Genomic DNA, 16,345 nt, shown 5'->3' with positions numbered 1-16,345 from the left:
AGCTGCGCTAGTGGCGATCGGTACCAGCTGTGTATCACTCGGGTTCCATCTGGGCGTGGCGTACGCCGTAAGGCAGGGGAGGTAGCCGCATGAAGCAGTTTCGCGATTACGAGGGCGACGTTTGGACCGAGCGCGCTGACGGCAGCTATGCGTGCACGCCGGGCGGCCCGATCGCCGAATGCTACGCCGAGCTTGACGACGACTTCGGCCCGCTGACGCCGGTCAACGCCGAGACGGAAACGATCATCGCCGGTGTTCTCGAAGTCCTGGCGGATGACGCCGAGTACGCCTACCGCGACAGCGTTGGCGAATCCGCCGAGATCAACCGGCAGATCATGCTGCGCGCTCGCGCTGCGATTGCGAGGCTGCGCCGCTGATGTCCATTCACAACGCGGCGAAGGGGTCCCGGTTCGAAGTCGCGGTCCGGGACTACCTGAATGAGACAACAGGCCGGTACCGCGAGAATTGGCGGGAGTGCGATACCCCGTTCCGCAATCCGGTCGACCGCTTCAACGTGCGCCGGCCGAACCAGGAACGGCAGCACGACGTGGGCGACATTCACGCCTGGCCGTTCGTGCTGCAATGCAAGGACGTGGCGAAGCCGAGCACGCCGAAATGGATCGGCGCAGCCGGCCGGCAAGCGCGGTTCGCCGGATTCCCGTTCTCGGTCGCTGTGCACAAGACGCGGCGCGCGAACGTTCGGCAGAGTCGCGTAGCGATGACGGTCCGCCAGTGGACTCGGCTTCGGATGATCCTCGGTGCGGAAAGTCGCGAAGCGGCATACGCCTACGGCGCGGCCTTTGCCGTCCGCGGGATCGATACGGCGAAGTGGTACGTCTCGCTAACGCTGGACGACTTCGCTCGCCTGCTGCGGGATGTGCGCATAGCGGGGCAGTTCTAGGGAGGGGTCGGGATGGGTGATTACGAGATCCGTGCGCAAGAGCCAAGCGATTTGGCCAAGTCGTACGGCATGGACTACCCGATGTACGTCGTGTGGGACGTGGTAAACGACAAGGCCGTACCGTTCGGCAGGCATCGAAGCCCCGACCGCGCTGCTTCCCACGTCGAGCGGCTGCGCAACCGGGCATGTCAGGCATGAAGAACTGTGCCAACTGCGGGCGCCGACGGCCGATAGACGAGTTCATGAAGACCGGCAACAAGGAATCGTCCTGGTGTTCCGGCTGTCGCCGGAATGCTGCGGCGCGGCACAGGCGCACCTATTACGCCCGACTGGACACCGACAAGCGGCACGAGCTGACACAGCGCCGGCGGGTCGAGCACTACGGCGCAGAGCACGAGCCGTATTCGCGCACGGAGATCATGAACCGGTGGGGGCACAAGTGCGCCTATTGCGACGATCGCGCCGAGCACCTTGACCATTTCACGCCGCTGTCGCGCGGTGGCGCCGATGCAGAGCACAACATTCTGCCGGCGTGTGCGCCGTGCAACCTCAGCAAGGGGGCCCTGCTCCCGTGGCAGTGGTGCCTGACTTTTCCGGGCGTTGTGAACAGGGAGGAGGGGCCATGACAGAGCCTCTATTCGAGAAGTGGCGGGCTCAGCCGAACGACAGGATCTGTGACTTCCTCTCCGAGGACATAGCCGAGCACGTCACTGAACTCCACAACCGGACACTGAGCTAAGGGGGCCCCATGCAGTTCACCGAGATCCTTTCTCGGCTGGACTCGGTGAGCGAATCGACGGACGGGGGATTCACGGCGGCTTGCCCAGCGCACGCGGATTCCCGTCCCTCTCTTCGTGTCTGGGTTGGCGAGAACCGCAAGGTCCGCCTTACCTGCCGGGCCGGCTGCGCGGCCGACGACGTCGTTAGCGCGATGGGATTGGAGTGGCGCGACATGTTCGACGTCGAAGGCGACGTGCCGACCATACCCAGCGAGAAGCCGGCGATTGTCGGCGGCTCCCACATTGCTGCGCTGGCGTCGTACCTTGACTCAGCGGGAGAGGAGTTCGTGCACTCCCCCGCTGCGCATGAGTACGCGCTGAAGCGCTTCGGCGTCAGCCTTGAGCTGGGCAACGCGCTCGGCCTCGGATATGACGACTGTGATGGCTACGGGTTCAAGCACGCGTCAAGGACGTACACGAAGTACCCGCGACTGGTCGTGCCGCTGAACGATTTCGCGGGTCGCCCGAAGGGCTTGCAAGGCCGTGATCTCAGCGGCGAGTGCTCGCACCGCTGGGTGTCGCTGACGAACCCGCAGGGGCACCGCTGGGCGGCCTACGGCGTGTTCCGCGGGCAGGGTGGCTACGGGGCGACTGTCGTGTCCGAGGGGCCCGGAGATGGGCTCACAGCCGTTGCGCTGGGCTATGACGCAGTTGTCATCCGCGGTGCCGCGTTGGCGGGTTCACCCGAGCTGCTGGCGGAACTCGCCTCCGGCCTGCGCGGTCAGCAGGTCATTGCAGCCGGCGACAACGACGCAGCCGGCAAGAGGTTCAACAGGGCCCTTGCCGACGGCCTGGCCGAGCACGGCATCGCGGTCTATGAGCTGCGCATTCCGCACGACGGCGCGGACCTGACGCGCTGGCGCGAGATTGATCCGGACGCGTTCGACTACCGGTTCCATCAGGCCGTGAAGCACGCAGCGCCGATCGGCAGACCGCGCAACGAGCCCAGCGCGGAGGTTTCGCGGCGCACGGGTGCGGAGCCTGTCACCGCTGATCACGGGCATGAGGCGGCTGCCGTCCTCGCTGATCTCGTGAAGCAATACGGTAGCGCGAGTGACGTTCTCAACGCCTACGCGCTGGTGGCGTGGACGGACGGCAGGGTCAAGTACGCGCCCGGCCTCGGCTTCTACGTGTTCGACGGCCGGATCTGGCAGCGCAGTGACGTCCGTGTGCGGCAGGAGATCCATCGCATGGGCGCGGCGCTGATGCTCTCGGGCGACAGCGAAGCGGCGAAGGGGTTCAACTCCACCACGCGGATTGACAACCTGCTGACGGAACTGCGCTCGGTCCCCTCCGTGTACGTTGATCCGGACGAGTTCGATGCGCGGCCGGAACTGCTGTGCTTCCGAAATGGCACGGTGGATCTGGAATCCGGAGAGCTGCGCCCGCACGACAAGGGCGACATGCTGACCGTGATGCTCGACGCCGACTACGATCCGGAGGCTCGCGCTCCGCGCTGGGAACAGTTCCTCGCCGAGATCATGCCGGGCCACCCGGAAATGGTGGACTACCTTCAGCGGCTCACCGGATACGGGATCACCGGGCACACGTCGGAGCAGTGTTTCACCGTGCTGCACGGTAAGGGCGCGAACGGAAAGTCGGTATTCACGGACACGCTGACCGAGGTGTTCAAGGAGATCACTACTACTGCGCCTTATGAGACGTTCGAGGCCAAGCAGTCGGGCGGGGTGCCCAATGACGTGGCTCGGCTGCGCGGGGCACGGCTCGTCATGGCTGCCGAGGGCGAGAGCAACAAGCCCATGTCCGAGGCGCTGATCAAGCGCATGACGGGCAAGGACAAGATGTCTGCCCGGTTTCTCCGTCAGGAGTTCTTCGAGTTCCGGCCGACGTTCCAAATTATCCTGTCCACGAACCACAAGCCGTCTTTCCGCGGCCAGGATGAAGGGCTGTGGCGCCGGGTCAAGCTGGTGCCGTTCGCGCGGTACTTCGCCAAGCACGAGCGGGACTACCACCTTGACACGAAGCTTCTCAGCGAACGGGCCGGCATCATCGCGTGGGCCGTCCGCGGAGCGCAGCAGTGGTTCCGGCAGGGGCTCGATGATCCGGAGCTGATCCGCCAGGCGACCGCGGACTACAAGGAGACGTCCGACGCGCTGAACGGGTTCATCGGAGACGTCATCGAGATCACGGGCGACGACGCAGACACGATCCTTGGTTCCGATCTGTACCGGGCGTACGTGGCGTGGAGTGACGAAGAGGGGTTGTCCAAGGCAGAGGTCTGGAAGCGGACGACGCTCTACCGCGCGATGGACGAGCGCGGCTGTCAGCGGCGCAAGGGGTCTGCCGGGATGACCTTCTACGGGCTGCGCGAGGTGGCTTCACACGAGCCGGCGGGGCCGGGGATCTTCAGCGACAACTGATCAGCAACCACACATCAGCGGGCATTGCTCTTCACGATTTCGTGAACGGCGGTGCCCGCTTCCGTGTCTCGGGAGGGGACAGCATGCGTGAGTACCGAGGATCGCTCGGCGGTGTGCCGTGGGCCGGGTGGCTGTGTGAGCGGCCGGAGGATCTGCGTCCGTTCATGGAGTGGGTCCGACGGCAGCGCGGTCGCGTCGCATTCGACACCGAGGGCCGCGGGCTGAAGATCTTCACCAGGCCGGACTACCTGCGCCTTTGTCAGTTCGGTACGGAGACTGAAGCGTGGGTAGTCCCCGTGGAACTCGGTCCCGCCTTCCGCCAGGCAGCGGCTGACGCGCTCCGCATCCTGCCCTCGCTGGTCGGGCACAACGTGCTGATGCATGACGGGTTGGCGGTCGACCGTCATCTCAGCATCCCGCTGGAAGAGTTCTGCCCGAAGACCGAAGACACCATGATCACGGCGAAGCAGATCGATCCGCGCGAGGCTCACGCCGGCGGCATCGGGTCCGGGCTCAAGGCACAGTCCGCGAAGTTCATCGACCCGGCTGCGCCGGACACACAAGAGGGACTTACCGCCGTCTTCAAGGGGCTCAAGGTCGGTCACACGAAGAAGAATCCCGTGGGCTGGGACCTGATCCCGTGGGACCACCCGATCTACGTCGTGTACTCCATGTTGGACGTGATCCTTGGCTCCCGGCTGATCACCGCGCATGAGCGCGAAATGAGGCGGCTCGGCGTGCGCCAGGCGCTCATCCCGTACGAGCACAACAAGTCCCGCCAGTGCGCCATCATGGCTCGCGCCGGGATGATCGTTGACCCCGACTGGACAGCGGAGCTGGGCGGGCAGCTCGAAGAGGAACAAGCGAAGTACGGCGAGATCGCCGCGCGCTACGGCGTGGAGAACGTCAACAGCAACAATCAGATCATCGAAGCGCTTCGCGGCATGGGCGAGGTCTGGTCCGAGAAGACCGACACCGGTAAGCCCTCCGTGGCCAAGGACGTACTGCTGCCCATGGCGGACCTTGACCGGGACTGGGAGCCCATCGGCGCGCGCAAGTCCAACCCGCTGGCGAACGCGATTCTCCGCGCTCAGCGGGCGGGAAAGTGGAACACCGGCTACGTGGATCAGTTCCTTGGCGACGTTGATGCGGACGGTCGGATTCACCCCAACATCAACACGTTGGAAGCGCGAACGGGGCGCATGTCGGTCACTGGTCCGGCGCTGCAAACCCTGCCGTCGGGCGACTGGACGATCCGCCGCTGTCTGCTGGCGGAGCCGGGTCACGTGATGGTGTCGATTGACTTCAGCGCGATCGAACTGCGCGTGCTGGCGGGCATGGCGGACGTGTCGCGTATGAAGACGGCAATTGCAGCAGGCGAGGATCTGCACGATTTCACCGCGCGACTCGTCTTCGGGCCGGGGTTCACCAAGGCACAGCGCAAGATTGCCAAGGTCGTGGGGCTGGGCAAGGTCTACGGCAGCGGAGCGGAAACTGCCAGCAAGCAGACGGGCGCGCCGATTGCCCAGATCCGCGAAACCATGGCCGCCTACGACCGGGCCTACCCGGAGATCCGGCAGGCGTCGAACCGCTGGCAGCGCGAGGCACGGTGGGACGGCTACGTGACGCGGTCAGCGACGGGTCGGCGTCTGCCGCTGGATCGCTCGCGGGCGTACGCCGTCGTCAACTACAAGGTCCAGTCGACCGCTCGGGACGTGCTCGGTCAGGCCATGGACAACTGCGAGGCTGCCGGCCTGCTGCCGTACATGCGGCTGCCGGTTCACGACGAGATCTTGGCCAGCGTGCCGCGGGGGGATGCGCGGGAGATCGCGGCAGAGTTCAAGCGCTGCATGACCATGAACCTGTTCGGCGTACCCATCGACGCTGAACCGGAGATCGGCGGACGGTCTTGGGGATCGCTGTACATGAAGACCAAGAAGGGCAAGCCTGACCGCGGGCTGTTGGCCCAGTCCGATCCGCTGTTCCGCGAGCGTCCGGAGCTGATCGCCGAGCTGATGGGCGCTTCGTAACGTCCCGCGCCACAACCGTCCTACCCGCGGATGATCCCGGGGTCACACATGGGCTGAACGCGGCCCAATCCCTGGCGCCCCACGCGAACTGCGTGGTTCGCTTGAGTCTCAGGAGTTGACTTCACGTTTCGTGAGGTCCACCCTTGAACTACGCCGGATGCGCACCGGCCAGCAGCGTCCCCCCACGGTTTCACGGGACCCTCCCGCTGGCTGGTGTGCCTCCGGCTTCGCCATGCCTGTAACCGCTGCGCCCCCTTTCGAGCACATCGAGCAGCGGGAGCAGACATGTCGTGGGACATCAGCATAGGCACGGTCAACGATGCGGTGGCCGGTAAGGCGTACGCAGTCGCCAAGATCATCGAGCACGTGCAGCCGTTCGCGGAAGCAGCAGGTCGCAGCTACGCGCACGGGCACACGCAGTTGGCCGAGGACCTGGCGCAGGACGCGATCGTTCAGGTGCTCGCTGACCTGCCGAAGTTCCGCGGCGCGACCGTGGGCACGTTGGTCCGCTGGCTGAAGAAGACCATTGCCGGCGCCGTGTCCAACAGCGTGGCGGCCGATCGGTATCCCGGGGTCAGCGTGGCGACTGCCAAGCGTTTCGCGCACGCACTCCGGCAGTGCGAGGGCGATGCGGCTGCGGCCGAGCTTCTCGCACAGGACTCGGAGGCGATGCAGGCTGTCGGTTCGCTCTCTCCCGAGAACGCGTACGCCGCGCGCCTGGCAACCGGAGGCTACGCCCGGCTGGACGCACCCACTACGGAGGATGGCGGCACGCTGCTGGACGTCATCGCTGACAGCGCAGGCGTTCCGGCTGACTACGTGACGTCGGAGGACCGGGCGGCCTACCGGCGGAAGCAGACGACGCAGCGGGTGCACTCCGTGCTGAACACCCTGAATCCGTCGCAGGCGGCCGTCCTGCGCGCTGACTTCGGCATCGGCTGTGGCGTCTACACGGATGACGCTTCGATTGCCGAAGACCTCGCCGCGCGCACCAAGTCACAGGTTAAGGGCTGGCGCCGGCAGGGGCGGGAGATGTTCGCCAAGCGCTGGGAAGCGACATACGGCGACGTCGCAGACGCACTCGACGCTACCGCCGGCGTACACGAGCGCGTGGCAACTGCCGTTGCCGAAAGGGAAGCTCAGCAGGCCACCCCCTCCTCCGCTGAAGCCGCGGAGCCGACTGACAGCAGCGAGGGCGTTCACGGCCTGGCCATGGCGCAAGAGCTGCACGAGCTGACCGCGGAGCAGCAGCAGGACTGGTTCGACTTCGTCGCCCTCGGGCTGGAAGTGCCGTCCTCCCGCCGGGTCGCCTGGCTCGCGGACACCGACACGCGCACGGCGCTCTACCTGCGCAGCACGTCGGAGGACTGGCGGCGGGAGCACATCAACGAGTTCGCGCGGTTCATCGGTCTCCGCTTCGTGCGCGTGCGCGGTGCGCTGTGAAGGCGGCAGAGGCCGCGTTCCGCGCCGCTGTTGAGGCGCAGGGCGGGACGGTCATTACGAGTGGGTGGAAGGGCCACAGGACGCCGATGCTGGTGCGCTGTCGCGTTGGGCATCTGGCACGTCCGCGTCCGAACAGGGTCCAGCAGGGCCAAGGCATCTGCCGCGCGTGCGCCGGGAATGACCCCTATTACGCCTGGTGGGCGTTCCTGGGTCGCGTGGGGGAACTGGGCGGGACGGTCCTGGAATCGGAGTGGCTGGGCAACCGCACCCCCCCATCGGGTCCGTTGCGCTAATGGCCACGAGACGACGCCCCGCCCGACCAGCGTCCAAAAGGGCCGGGGCATCTGCCGCATCTGCGCCACCGGCTCCGAGACCGCACACCGAGAGTTCATCCGGCGCGTGACGGAGTTGGGCGGAACAGTCCTTGAGCAGATGTGGTTGGGCAGCCCCACCCCTCACCGGGTCCGCTGTGCGGAGGGTCATGAGACGACGACACGACCGAACAGCGTCCAGAGGGGCAAGGGCATCTGCCGCTACTGCGCGGGTCAGACCTGGGATGCCTTCTACGTAGTCCGCGATCCCGACACCAACACCGTCAAGTTCGGCATAACGTCCGGCGATCCGCGACCGCGCCTGCGCACCCACGCCGCTGACGGCCTGACGGACGTGATCCGCCTGCACACCGACATGCCCGGCACGGCCGCGCCCGACCTTGAGCGACGCATCATCAACGCTCTGCGCGACGCCGGCGAAACCCCTGTCCGAGGCCGCGAGTACTACCCGGCGAGGGTCCTCGCCACCGTGCTGGACATCGCGGACGGCGCGCTGCGCGCCTAACCGCCGATCCCCCTATCAGCCAACAGAGCAGTCCTCGATTTCGGGAGGTGGCGCCATGCGCCCTACAACCTACAAGCTGCGGGACGGACAGCAGCTCACGATCACGCCGCTGGGCGGCAACCGGGTGGACATGCACCTGCGGAACGCGAACGGCGAGAGCACGGCGACCGTGAAGGCCACGCGCAGTGAAGCGGAGGCGCTGGCGCAGGAGGGTACGAAGTGACCACTTTCAAGCGAGGCGACATCGCCGAAGTCGGTGCGCATGGCGCAGTTGAGATTCTGCACGGGCCGGAGTACAGCGAGGCGAGCGGTGCTGATCGGTACATGGTGCGTTGGACGCAAGGCGGAGGCGTGTTCGCGGTGGACGCTGACGAACTGCGCGCCGCTGACCCGCGGGTCAAGACCGTGGCTGACGTGCTCGTTGCAAACACCCTGTACGCCCGGGGTCACGCGGAAACGCTGGCGCACATGGTGCTGGTTGCGCTGGATGCGGAGCGGGCTGCGCCCCTGGCTGTTGGCGACCGGGTCCGGGTTCCGGAGACGTCGGCGCTCGTACCAGGCCGGACCGGTGTGCTGGTGGAGATCGACGCAGCGGACCCCGACATGCCGTACCTGGTGCGCGACGACATCGACGGGGCGGCCTGGTGGGTCAGCGCCGTAGAGCGCATCTGAGCGTCAGCTCAGCTCCCGGATCTGTACCAGGGATACGGCCGTCGTAGGCCACCGGGAGCACGCACGTTCACGAAATCGAGAAGAGGGAGCTGCCATGGACAAGATCAACGTCAGCGACGAGCAGGTGCGGAGCGTGCTGCGCACCGTTGCGCTGGAACGGCCGGAGTACGTGTACGACGAGCAGGACGAGGACGGCAGCTGCCAGTACGTCAACAACGGCGCTCCGAGCTGCCTGGTGGGTCACGTACTGCACCGGCTCGGCGTGCCGCTGGACGTGCTGCGGGAGCGCGAGGGAGACAAGGCGCTCCACGTGGCTCGTGACCTGCTGAGCGTCAGCGACGTGACCGCGGGTTGCCTCAACCGTGCGCAGATTCGACAGGACGACGGCGAGACCTGGGGCGACGCCATTGCGGGGCTGGTCTGAATGGAGCTTCGCAGTTCCACATACGACGGCGGCACGGTGGATCTTGAACGCGCCGGGCACGTCTTCCTGCTGCACACGCGGGGCGCGGCGGGACGCACGGTGTGCACCGTTGAGATGCCCGAGGACGACGCGCGCGGCCTGCTGGGCGAGCTGGTGAGCGAAGTCGACAGCTACGAGTGTGGGGGTTGCGGCGATGGCAATTCTTGAACTGTGCGCCGGCTACGGGGGCATTGGCCTGGCCGTGGAACCGCTCGTAGGCGACAAGGTGACGCACGTTGCGGAGGTCACCAAGCACGCGTGCAAGATCCTTGAGGAGAGGTTCCCCGGTGCAGAGAACATCGGGGACATCACGGATTACGACTGGTCTGAACTGGACGGCCAGGCGGACGTCATCACAGCGGGGTTCCCCTGTCAGGACATCAGCAACGCGGGACGAAGGGTTGGCATCCATGGGAAGCGCTCGGGAGTCTGGAAGCACGTCGCCAAAGCTACTCGGGTACTTCGACCGCGCTACCTCTTCCTGGAAAACGTCGCAGTCCTCCGAACCCGCGGGCTCGACGTTGTCGCCGCAGACCTGGCCGAAATCGGGTATGACCTGCGCTGGACAACTCTTCGAGCGTCCGACGTGGGGGGTGCGCACCACCGGAACCGGTGGTTCGGACTTGCAACTCCTTCCCACGCCCACGGCGCGTGACTGGAAATCGGGGGCGTCGAACCAGCACGGCAAGAACAGTCGCCCACTGAGCGAAGTGGTGCTGTTGTTCAAGACTCCCACGGCACAGCTCGGCCGCAACGGCGCGGCTCAGCACCCGGACAAGCGAAAGGCCGGAGGGCACGGGCCCACCTTGGATGACGAGGTGGTCTACCTCTTGCCCACCCCGACCACATCGGACGGCACGGGAGGGCCGGGCACAAGTCCGCATCGCAAAGGCGGGATGAACCTGCGCACGGCAGTCACCACCCTGCCGGATCCGGATGCTGATCTGGTTCAGGATTGGGGCAAGTACGAGCCTGCCATTCGGCGGCAAGAGGCATGGATGGGCAGGGCTGCGCCCATACCGACAGAGACCGGTCCGCGTGGTGGTCGTCGCCTTACGGCCCGGTTCGCTGAGTGGCTGATGGGACTCCCGGACGGGTGGGTGACGGCTACGCCGGGGCTCAGCCGAGCGGACCAGCTTCACGCCATCGGCAACGGCGTCGTCCCACAGCAGGCATACGAGGCGTACAGGAGGCTGCTCGATGCTTGAGCACGGCCACTTCTACCGCGTCTCTTTCCGCCTCGGCGGAACCGTTATGGTCGTCCAGCTCCGCAAGCGCCGACTGATCGGCTCCCGTCGCTTGGCCGATGTCTGGCTGTGCGTCGAGGACTTCAGCTCGCCGGACGCGGCGCTTCGCGCAGGCAAGGCGGAGGCGTCGATCCGCTACGAGAACAGCAAGGCACTGCGCGCAGCGCGCCAACTGGCGGGAGACCACTATGCCGAATGACGACGCGGAGAATCTGCGTACGCACCTGGGCGCAATCATCATCCTGCTCGCGGAGACCGGCAGCGCCATCCTCTTCCCGCAGTATGCGGTGGCCCTGTTCCTCGAAGTGGACGAGGACGATCTTTTCGACTGGTTCGGGCACGGCGAGCGCGTCAGCGCAGAGGACATCGTCTCGTTTGACATCGACACGAACGGCGAGGACGGGTTGATCGGCGAAACGCTGATCGCCCGTCTGCACGCGCGTCTTGCGGCTGCGCCCGAGTAGCGGTACGTTGAGTTCACGAAACGGGAGGTCAACATGAACCGCAAGGCCAAGATCACTCTTCTGCTGGCGCTGGGCCTGATCGTTGTTATGGCCTTCCGGGTGTCGTGGAACGCGCTGCGCGACGTAGCAACCGCCATCGGCGCGGACGCGCAGGCTGCGATCCTTTATCCGCTGGTGGTTGACGGCCTCATGGCGGTCGCCCTGGTCGCCGGCATGGTGCTGGACGGGAGTGCCCGGAAGCTGGCATTCCGCGTGCTGGGCGCCTACACGCTGGCGTCCCTGGGGCTGAACCACCTGCACGGCATCATGCCGGAGCTGCATCAGCCGGAGGGCACGGTGGGCCTCGCCTGGCCGCTGGTCCTGCTGGCGACGGCACTGCCGGTTGGCGCGATCTTCTTCGGCTCGGACCTGGTGGCGCGGCTGCTGCGGACGGAGGCGGTGGGCACGGGCTTAGCCCAAAGGATTGCGGACACGCGCATGGACCTAATCCACGACCTGCCGGCGGGTACGGCCGCGGGTGTCCGGGAGCGGCGGACACTGTCTGCATACGCCGGACAGACAGTCACGTCGGCGGACACGATCAACCGGGCCATGGCGGACATGGCTTCGCCTGTCCGGACAGAGGTGCACATGATCGAGGACGACGGACAGTCCGCGGACAACGCGCAGGTGAAGCCCACGGACAGTGTCCGGACACCGCGCAAGCGCACCCCCTCGCTGGCGGACATCAAGGCGGCAGCGGCGGACATCGCGGACAGCGGAGCAGAGGTCACCGGCCGGACACTGGCGGACTACTTCGACGTGGCCGCTCGGACCGGACAGCGGTACGCGGACAAGCTGCGGACAGCGGACAGCAAGTAAGCGGACGCTCCGCTGTGTCCGGATGTTGACTTCACGATTCGTGAGGTCTACGCTGAAGGAACACCGAGCGGAAGAGAGAACACCATGTGCCCTTGCTGCGAGACTCAGACCAACCGGTTCAACGTCCACTGCGAGGAGTGCTTCGCTGCGCTGCTTGACGGTCGGGATCTGGAGTGTCACGCAGCGCCGGACCACATCAGTCCGGACACGTACACCGGACGCCACACGGCTACGGCGGGCCGGAAGTTCCGTGTCACCACCTGGGACGCACGCGAGTTGGCAGGGCTGGCGCCGGAAGGCGTGATGTTCGAGTCGTTCGGCCACGTCGGAGGTGTGGAGCGCTTCAGCCGCACGCGGTACGTGGCCGACAGCGCGGGCCGACTCCACTGCTATGACAGCGATGGCGCCCGCAAGATCATTCACCCGGCGGGGCGCAAGCTGCGCATCCTGACCAAGTGAGCCCAGCGCAGCAGCGGGCATGGCGGACGTCGCCGTGTCCGCTTCGCTGTGTCCGGACAGTTGATGGAGGGGAGCCACATGCACATGAAAGCCTGGGAGCGCGTCTTCAACGGCGTCCGCTACTGGTTCAACGCTACGCCCTATGAGGTCAAGGTGTTCCGGCTGCGTACCGACGGCGGGGACCTGGTGCACCACTGGCGGGACATACCGGACACCGTCGGCGAGTACGACAGATACAGCCCGGAGACCTACCCAATGCCGGGTCAGGTGGCATGGAGCCGGCATTGGGACCGGAACTGTGCCGAGCGGCTGTACGTTACGGCTTGCCCGGTGTGCGGCGACGTCGTTCCGGTGACACTCGAACAGCGAATGGGGCGGCACAACTGCGCGGGAGACGGCACGGCGGCCACCCTGAAAGCTGCCAGGGTGCGCGATGACCAGCTCAACCCTGAAGAGGCGTCCGTGCAAACTGCCACGGCTCGGTGGTGGTACGCGTGCAGAGGCCCGGCCGTAGACCCGGAGTGCCACCATCCGGTATGCCACGAGCGCGCGGAGGCCGGCTTTCGGTGGACTCTGTCCGGGTGGAAGCAGACAGCGGGAGGGCAGCGGACATGAGTGACCGCCCGAGCTGGGACGAGTGGGCGCTTGCCCTGGCGGCAGCCGTAGCCACTCGCGCTGACTGTACGCGTTCGCAGGTCGGCGCGGTCATCCTGTCGCGGACTCATCGGGTGCTGTCCGTCGGCTATAACGGGGCCCCGGCCGGAATCCCCGGATGTGCCTCCGCCGGCAACTGTCCGCGGGGACGACTCGACGCGTCAGCGTGCGCGCCGAACAGCGACTACGCGAACTGCATCGCTGTCCACGCGGAGGCTAATGCGATCTACCACGCGCCGGCTCATGAGCTACCCGGAGCCACGCTCTATGTGACCCGCGAGCCGTGCCCGGCGTGTTCAACGCTGATCACAGCGGCTGGCATTCATCGGACTGTGTTCACGAATTCGTGAGGGGGCGGCACCCATGTGCAACGTCAAGATCGGCCAGACCTGGCACAGGCGTTCCGCCGGACCCGCGGTCGTGGTGACCCGCGTGTGGCGAGACGTCAACGGCGAAGCCGCGGTGTCGTTCACATACAGTCGGCGCGAGCCGGGAGGCCAGTGGGCGGACTACCACAGCTCGCTACGGCTGCCGGTGTTCCTGAAGACGTACACGCGCTGACGCGCTGAGAGGATGAGCTGCATGACACTCGGAGAGCTTCGCCGACTGCTGAACACCCTGCCACTTGAGGCAGATGCAATGCCGATTCTGATCGTTGACGCGGACACCGCGCAGACCTTCGACATCGTCACGGACAGGGTCGAGGTAGCCCGGGACACTGTACACATTCCGATCGAACTGAGCGAGTAACTGAGCCTGGCCCCTGGCGGACTCCGTCGGGGGCTTTCTCATGCCTGGCGCAGCCGCTCCCGCTAGTCTGCCGCCATGACCAGAGTCTCATACGCGTTACTCGTCATCGCTGCCGCTGTCGCCGGCCTGCTGGCTCGCTGGGTTCACGACAGCGGGGCGAACGGGCTCGCCGTGGGCGCCGTGTTCGTCGGCGTGTTCGCGATCCTGTTCGGCTACGGCGTGAAGCTCGCGGATCGGATCAGCAAGGGGGATTGACTTCACGTTTCGTGAGGTCTACTGTTGGAAGCACACCACAGCGAGAGGGGGCGGGGCATGACGGAAGACCAGGTTCTTCGCATCGTTCAGGACGAGATCGGCGCGGTGATCACGACTCTCCGTACCACAGCGCAGCAGCGGCAGGCAGAGACGGTTGACGACGTGATCGACTGCCTGTCAGACATCATGAAGGGCCGACGCAAGTACCGCGCCGTGTTGGCCGAGCTGGTAGCCAGTGACGCAGAGATCTTGGAATATTTGAAGTGAGAGCTTAACCCCCGGCGCCGTCCGGGGGTTTTCCCATGCCCGCTGATTCACAAGTTCACATGATTACAACGGATTGATGTACTCCGCTCCCGCCTGTCCCACTGGTTGGACTTTCACCTATCCTTCACAGCACGCAGCGCTACAGGAATCACATGGGGGGTTGCTGTGTACTCAGTTGAACTATGGGCTCAGTTGCCCAAACCAATGGCGAGCGGCTGGCGTTGGGCGTGGGTGCGTGAGCCGCTCGGCATCGAAGAGGCGCGGTCGGACGCCGAGTTGACGGGCGTGTTCCGCGCGTACGGAAGCGCGCTGGCGGCTTGCCTACGAAGCAGCCGGCTGGATCGCTTCAATGTGGTCGCGTTCTGCATGAACGGACCCATACGCGGGCGGGATGCCTGGCTGCTCGACCGTGCCCGCGGGATCTTTCTGCCGCATGACGAGCCGTGGATCATGCCGCTGAACAACGACGGCCCTAAACACACGGGGGTGCCCATCCCTTCCCGGGAGCTGACGCCGGATCGGATCGCGGATCTGCTTCGCGTGTAAGTTAGCACAGCCTTAACGGGGGTTTCTAGTCCTTCTGCACTACGAAGGTACCCATCCCCGGCTCGCTGTAGACAAGCCCTTCAGCACGTAGCGCCCGGTGCACCTTCTGGCCCGTGGATGTGGCAATGCCGAACTCGGCTTGCAGCTCGATCACGGACGGGATGCGTGCACCGGGCGAATACGTGCCACCGGCAATGCGCTCACGGATGACGTCCGCCACCTGCTTCCAGCGGGGCACGTCGGGACGAAACTTGATCATGACAGCTAGCCAACCTGGCCGTGCCGCGCTCGGCAATCCGTAGCTAGCCTGGCTAGGGGTAGCAGACTGCACTATGCTTGTGGGACAGGAAAGGGGGTCCCATGGCCGTTCATTGCCGGTGGGTAGGCAGAGAAATCGAGTGCTCCGGGCCAGCCGTACGAGTGGCGATCACGGAATCCAACTCAGGATCAGGCGGAACCGTGATCGCCTGTCAGGCGCACACGGACCGGCTCGGCATCCTCCCCATTGACGAACACCCCGAGGACAGTCTCGGCACGAGAGTCCTCTACCGGTGAAGCCGAGGGAGATAGACGGCGACCGGCAGCAACTCGCCGACGAAATCGAGGACTCCGTGCAGGGCTGGCGGTGCCTCGGCAACGACGAACTGTCACAGCAGGCAAAAGCCGCGGTCAACGAGCTGCGAAACGGAGCGGATCGCGTTCAAGTAGGGCACACCATCTACAACGTGAAGGACTAAGCCATGACCCAAGCGGACTCACTACGTGAGCGAATGTCGCTTGACCACCGAATGACGCTGCGCGTCTACCAGGTGGACCCGGCTGGAATCGTGCGCGATCTCGTGCCGGCAACCGAGACAGCGGGAGTAGTCGACCCCGCTGTGATCTCCAACCCATCGGCGTACCCGCCGTGCCGATGCGGATGCAGGAGCTGAGATGGCCTATCCGACGCGGAGCAAGCCGCTGGCCGACGAGTTACGCCGGAAGATCACCAGCGGCGAGCTGACTGGCAGGCTGCCATCCATGCTGTCGCTCAGCGAGGAACACGGCATGGCGGTGTCCACCGTTCAGCGGGCAGTGCAGGCGCTCCGGCGCGAAGGTCTCGTCCGCACACTGAAGGGCTCCGGCGTGTACGTCGAGCGGACGTCACCCACCATGGCCACGTGCCCAGTGCAGGGCTGCGGGGGCTCAATGGAGCAGCACGGGTACGGCTGGCGCTGCACGAGATGCGGAGCCACGGCACCCGGCCCGTCAACCGCCTAGCAAGGCCGTGCCTAGCCCCTGTCCGTCACCCGGGCAGGGGCTTTCGCGCGTGCAGCTTCAGCGGGCGCGGCGAGCG

28 protein-coding genes are annotated in these 16,345 nt (G+C 65.9%); 27 read left to right on the top strand and 1 reads right to left on the bottom strand.

Annotated features, from left to right (window positions below; all coding sequences use genetic code 11):
• Nucleotides 1-89 precede the first annotated feature (89 nt).
• The 25 genes from GCU69_RS12930 (at nucleotide 90) to GCU69_RS12810 (ending at nucleotide 15,009) form a co-directional block, all read left to right on the top strand.
• On the top strand, nucleotides 90-377 hold the full coding sequence (locus tag GCU69_RS12930; protein ID WP_156206114.1) for a hypothetical protein: 288 nt from the start codon (nucleotides 90-92) through the stop codon (nucleotides 375-377).
• Nucleotides 377-901 carry a hypothetical protein gene (locus GCU69_RS12925; protein ID WP_156206113.1) on the top strand — a complete coding sequence of 175 codons (525 nt, stop codon included), beginning with the start codon at nucleotides 377-379 and terminating at the stop codon, nucleotides 899-901. Before GCU69_RS12930 ends, GCU69_RS12925 begins: the two co-directional genes overlap by 1 nt.
• Before the next feature lie 12 nt (nucleotides 902-913).
• Nucleotides 914-1,099 (top strand): hypothetical protein, encoded by a 186-nt coding sequence (locus GCU69_RS12920; protein WP_156206112.1) that lies wholly within the window; start codon nucleotides 914-916, stop codon nucleotides 1,097-1,099.
• Between the two features lie 44 nt (nucleotides 1,100-1,143).
• Nucleotides 1,144-1,527 carry an HNH endonuclease gene (locus GCU69_RS12915; RefSeq protein WP_156206111.1) on the top strand — a complete coding sequence of 128 codons (384 nt, stop codon included), beginning with the start codon at nucleotides 1,144-1,146 and terminating at the stop codon, nucleotides 1,525-1,527.
• Between the two features lie 122 nt (nucleotides 1,528-1,649).
• Nucleotides 1,650-4,061: a phage/plasmid primase, P4 family gene (locus GCU69_RS12910; protein WP_156206110.1), complete on the top strand. Its 2,412-nt coding sequence runs from the start codon at nucleotides 1,650-1,652 to the stop codon at nucleotides 4,059-4,061.
• 83 nt (nucleotides 4,062-4,144) lie between these two features.
• Nucleotides 4,145-6,091 carry a DNA polymerase gene (locus GCU69_RS12905; RefSeq protein ID WP_156206109.1) on the top strand — a complete coding sequence of 649 codons (1,947 nt, stop codon included), beginning with the start codon at nucleotides 4,145-4,147 and terminating at the stop codon, nucleotides 6,089-6,091.
• Nucleotides 6,092-6,376: 285 nt separating this feature from the next.
• Entirely contained in the window at nucleotides 6,377-7,534 is a 1,158-nt protein-coding gene (locus tag GCU69_RS12900; protein ID WP_156206108.1) for a sigma-70 family RNA polymerase sigma factor, read from the top strand.
• Between the two features lie 399 nt (nucleotides 7,535-7,933).
• Nucleotides 7,934-8,371 (top strand): GIY-YIG nuclease family protein, encoded by a 438-nt coding sequence (locus GCU69_RS12895; RefSeq protein ID WP_156206107.1) that lies wholly within the window; start codon nucleotides 7,934-7,936, stop codon nucleotides 8,369-8,371.
• A gap of 55 nt (nucleotides 8,372-8,426) precedes the next feature.
• Entirely contained in the window at nucleotides 8,427-8,594 is a 168-nt protein-coding gene (locus tag GCU69_RS12890; RefSeq protein ID WP_156206106.1) for a hypothetical protein, read from the top strand.
• Nucleotides 8,591-9,043: a DUF1918 domain-containing protein gene (locus GCU69_RS12885; RefSeq protein WP_156206105.1), complete on the top strand. Its 453-nt coding sequence runs from the start codon at nucleotides 8,591-8,593 to the stop codon at nucleotides 9,041-9,043. The genes GCU69_RS12890 and GCU69_RS12885 overlap by 4 nt, the downstream gene beginning before the upstream one ends.
• 94 nt (nucleotides 9,044-9,137) lie before the next feature.
• Nucleotides 9,138-9,467: a hypothetical protein gene (locus GCU69_RS12880; protein ID WP_156206104.1), complete on the top strand. Its 330-nt coding sequence runs from the start codon at nucleotides 9,138-9,140 to the stop codon at nucleotides 9,465-9,467.
• Nucleotides 9,468-9,674: a hypothetical protein gene (locus tag GCU69_RS12875; protein WP_156206103.1), complete on the top strand. Its 207-nt coding sequence runs from the start codon at nucleotides 9,468-9,470 to the stop codon at nucleotides 9,672-9,674. It begins immediately after the preceding gene.
• Nucleotides 9,661-10,161, top strand: a complete 501-nt coding sequence (locus GCU69_RS12870) for a DNA cytosine methyltransferase (protein ID WP_156206102.1) — start codon at nucleotides 9,661-9,663, stop codon at nucleotides 10,159-10,161. Before GCU69_RS12875 ends, GCU69_RS12870 begins: the two co-directional genes overlap by 14 nt.
• Nucleotides 10,100-10,714: a DNA cytosine methyltransferase gene (locus tag GCU69_RS33645; RefSeq protein WP_235978442.1), complete on the top strand. Its 615-nt coding sequence runs from the start codon at nucleotides 10,100-10,102 to the stop codon at nucleotides 10,712-10,714. Before GCU69_RS12870 ends, GCU69_RS33645 begins: the two co-directional genes overlap by 62 nt.
• Nucleotides 10,707-10,952: a hypothetical protein gene (locus GCU69_RS12860; protein WP_156206101.1), complete on the top strand. Its 246-nt coding sequence runs from the start codon at nucleotides 10,707-10,709 to the stop codon at nucleotides 10,950-10,952. The genes GCU69_RS33645 and GCU69_RS12860 overlap by 8 nt, the downstream gene beginning before the upstream one ends.
• The gene (locus tag GCU69_RS12855) at nucleotides 10,942-11,217 is read left to right on the top strand and encodes a hypothetical protein (protein WP_156206100.1); all 276 of its coding nucleotides are present in this window, start codon (nucleotides 10,942-10,944) and stop codon (nucleotides 11,215-11,217) included. The genes GCU69_RS12860 and GCU69_RS12855 overlap by 11 nt, the downstream gene beginning before the upstream one ends.
• A 33-nt stretch (nucleotides 11,218-11,250) precedes the next feature.
• Nucleotides 11,251-12,078: a DUF2637 domain-containing protein gene (locus tag GCU69_RS12850; protein ID WP_156206099.1), complete on the top strand. Its 828-nt coding sequence runs from the start codon at nucleotides 11,251-11,253 to the stop codon at nucleotides 12,076-12,078.
• 303 nt (nucleotides 12,079-12,381) lie between these two features.
• Nucleotides 12,382-12,537 (top strand): hypothetical protein, encoded by a 156-nt coding sequence (locus tag GCU69_RS12845; RefSeq protein WP_156206098.1) that lies wholly within the window; start codon nucleotides 12,382-12,384, stop codon nucleotides 12,535-12,537.
• A 78-nt stretch (nucleotides 12,538-12,615) separates the two neighbouring features.
• Nucleotides 12,616-13,152: a hypothetical protein gene (locus GCU69_RS12840; protein ID WP_156206097.1), complete on the top strand. Its 537-nt coding sequence runs from the start codon at nucleotides 12,616-12,618 to the stop codon at nucleotides 13,150-13,152.
• Nucleotides 13,074-13,541, top strand: a complete 468-nt coding sequence (locus GCU69_RS12835) for a deoxycytidylate deaminase (RefSeq protein ID WP_328629993.1) — start codon at nucleotides 13,074-13,076, stop codon at nucleotides 13,539-13,541. The genes GCU69_RS12840 and GCU69_RS12835 overlap by 79 nt, the downstream gene beginning before the upstream one ends.
• Nucleotides 13,542-13,554: 13 nt before the next feature.
• A complete protein-coding gene (locus GCU69_RS12830) occupies nucleotides 13,555-13,752 on the top strand; it encodes a hypothetical protein (protein WP_156206095.1) in 198 nt (65 codons plus the stop codon).
• A gap of 21 nt (nucleotides 13,753-13,773) precedes the next feature.
• Nucleotides 13,774-13,941, top strand: coding sequence for a hypothetical protein (locus GCU69_RS12825; RefSeq protein ID WP_156206094.1), 168 nt, complete (start codon nucleotides 13,774-13,776; stop codon nucleotides 13,939-13,941).
• A 75-nt stretch (nucleotides 13,942-14,016) separates the two neighbouring features.
• Entirely contained in the window at nucleotides 14,017-14,196 is a 180-nt protein-coding gene (locus tag GCU69_RS12820) for a hypothetical protein (RefSeq protein ID WP_156206093.1), read from the top strand.
• Nucleotides 14,197-14,253: 57 nt separating this feature from the next.
• A complete protein-coding gene (locus GCU69_RS12815) occupies nucleotides 14,254-14,463 on the top strand; it encodes a hypothetical protein (protein WP_156206092.1) in 210 nt (69 codons plus the stop codon).
• Between the two features lie 204 nt (nucleotides 14,464-14,667).
• Nucleotides 14,668-15,009, top strand: a complete 342-nt coding sequence (locus GCU69_RS12810) for a hypothetical protein (RefSeq protein ID WP_156206091.1) — start codon at nucleotides 14,668-14,670, stop codon at nucleotides 15,007-15,009.
• 25 nt (nucleotides 15,010-15,034) lie between these two features.
• Here the strand turns inward: GCU69_RS12810 and GCU69_RS12805 are convergent, their stop codons facing one another.
• A complete protein-coding gene (locus tag GCU69_RS12805; protein ID WP_156206090.1) occupies nucleotides 15,035-15,268 on the bottom strand; it encodes a GntR family transcriptional regulator in 234 nt (77 codons plus the stop codon).
• Between the two features lie 292 nt (nucleotides 15,269-15,560).
• Here GCU69_RS12805 and GCU69_RS12800 point away from each other — a divergent pair, with 292 nt between their 5' ends.
• Nucleotides 15,561-15,746 carry a hypothetical protein gene (locus GCU69_RS12800; RefSeq protein WP_156206089.1) on the top strand — a complete coding sequence of 62 codons (186 nt, stop codon included), beginning with the start codon at nucleotides 15,561-15,563 and terminating at the stop codon, nucleotides 15,744-15,746.
• Between the two features lie 196 nt (nucleotides 15,747-15,942).
• Nucleotides 15,943-16,269 (top strand): winged helix-turn-helix domain-containing protein, encoded by a 327-nt coding sequence (locus GCU69_RS12795; protein ID WP_156206088.1) that lies wholly within the window; start codon nucleotides 15,943-15,945, stop codon nucleotides 16,267-16,269.
• Nucleotides 16,270-16,345: the final 76 nt, after the last annotated feature.

It is taken from the genome of Streptomyces lycii, from assembly GCF_009735685.1.
Lineage (GTDB): Bacteria > Actinomycetota > Actinomycetes > Streptomycetales > Streptomycetaceae > Streptomyces > Streptomyces lycii.
The sequence above is the reverse complement of the archived record's forward strand: the minus strand, read 5'-3'. Positions and strand labels throughout refer to the sequence as shown.

Excerpts from the sequence above, each read along its gene's own strand:
- GCU69_RS12930 (WP_156206114.1), top strand. The coding sequence starts at position 90 with ATGAAGCAGTTTCGCGATTACGAGGGCGACGTTTGGACCGAGCGCGCT.
- GCU69_RS12925 (WP_156206113.1), top strand. The coding sequence starts at position 377 with ATGTCCATTCACAACGCGGCGAAGGGGTCCCGGTTCGAAGTCGCGGTC.
- GCU69_RS12920 (WP_156206112.1), top strand. The coding sequence starts at position 914 with ATGGGTGATTACGAGATCCGTGCGCAAGAGCCAAGCGATTTGGCCAAG.
- GCU69_RS12915 (WP_156206111.1), top strand. The coding sequence starts at position 1,144 with ATGAAGACCGGCAACAAGGAATCGTCCTGGTGTTCCGGCTGTCGCCGG.
- GCU69_RS12910 (WP_156206110.1), top strand. The coding sequence starts at position 1,650 with ATGCAGTTCACCGAGATCCTTTCTCGGCTGGACTCGGTGAGCGAATCG.
- GCU69_RS12905 (WP_156206109.1), top strand. The coding sequence starts at position 4,145 with ATGCGTGAGTACCGAGGATCGCTCGGCGGTGTGCCGTGGGCCGGGTGG.
- GCU69_RS12900 (WP_156206108.1), top strand. The coding sequence starts at position 6,377 with ATGTCGTGGGACATCAGCATAGGCACGGTCAACGATGCGGTGGCCGGT.
- GCU69_RS12890 (WP_156206106.1), top strand. The coding sequence starts at position 8,427 with ATGCGCCCTACAACCTACAAGCTGCGGGACGGACAGCAGCTCACGATC.
- GCU69_RS12880 (WP_156206104.1), top strand. The coding sequence starts at position 9,138 with ATGGACAAGATCAACGTCAGCGACGAGCAGGTGCGGAGCGTGCTGCGC.
- GCU69_RS12875 (WP_156206103.1), top strand. The coding sequence starts at position 9,468 with ATGGAGCTTCGCAGTTCCACATACGACGGCGGCACGGTGGATCTTGAA.
- GCU69_RS12870 (WP_156206102.1), top strand. The coding sequence starts at position 9,661 with ATGGCAATTCTTGAACTGTGCGCCGGCTACGGGGGCATTGGCCTGGCC.
- GCU69_RS12860 (WP_156206101.1), top strand. The coding sequence starts at position 10,707 with ATGCTTGAGCACGGCCACTTCTACCGCGTCTCTTTCCGCCTCGGCGGA.
- GCU69_RS12855 (WP_156206100.1), top strand. The coding sequence starts at position 10,942 with ATGCCGAATGACGACGCGGAGAATCTGCGTACGCACCTGGGCGCAATC.
- GCU69_RS12850 (WP_156206099.1), top strand. The coding sequence starts at position 11,251 with ATGAACCGCAAGGCCAAGATCACTCTTCTGCTGGCGCTGGGCCTGATC.
- GCU69_RS12845 (WP_156206098.1), top strand. The coding sequence starts at position 12,382 with ATGTTCGAGTCGTTCGGCCACGTCGGAGGTGTGGAGCGCTTCAGCCGC.
- GCU69_RS12840 (WP_156206097.1), top strand. The coding sequence starts at position 12,616 with ATGCACATGAAAGCCTGGGAGCGCGTCTTCAACGGCGTCCGCTACTGG.
- GCU69_RS12835 (WP_328629993.1), top strand. The coding sequence starts at position 13,074 with ATGCCACGAGCGCGCGGAGGCCGGCTTTCGGTGGACTCTGTCCGGGTG.
- GCU69_RS12830 (WP_156206095.1), top strand. The coding sequence starts at position 13,555 with ATGTGCAACGTCAAGATCGGCCAGACCTGGCACAGGCGTTCCGCCGGA.
- GCU69_RS12825 (WP_156206094.1), top strand. The coding sequence starts at position 13,774 with ATGACACTCGGAGAGCTTCGCCGACTGCTGAACACCCTGCCACTTGAG.
- GCU69_RS12820 (WP_156206093.1), top strand. The coding sequence starts at position 14,017 with ATGACCAGAGTCTCATACGCGTTACTCGTCATCGCTGCCGCTGTCGCC.
- GCU69_RS12815 (WP_156206092.1), top strand. The coding sequence starts at position 14,254 with ATGACGGAAGACCAGGTTCTTCGCATCGTTCAGGACGAGATCGGCGCG.
- GCU69_RS12810 (WP_156206091.1), top strand. The coding sequence starts at position 14,668 with ATGGCGAGCGGCTGGCGTTGGGCGTGGGTGCGTGAGCCGCTCGGCATC.
- GCU69_RS12805 (WP_156206090.1), bottom strand. The coding sequence starts at position 15,268 with ATGATCAAGTTTCGTCCCGACGTGCCCCGCTGGAAGCAGGTGGCGGAC.
- GCU69_RS12795 (WP_156206088.1), top strand. The coding sequence starts at position 15,943 with ATGGCCTATCCGACGCGGAGCAAGCCGCTGGCCGACGAGTTACGCCGG.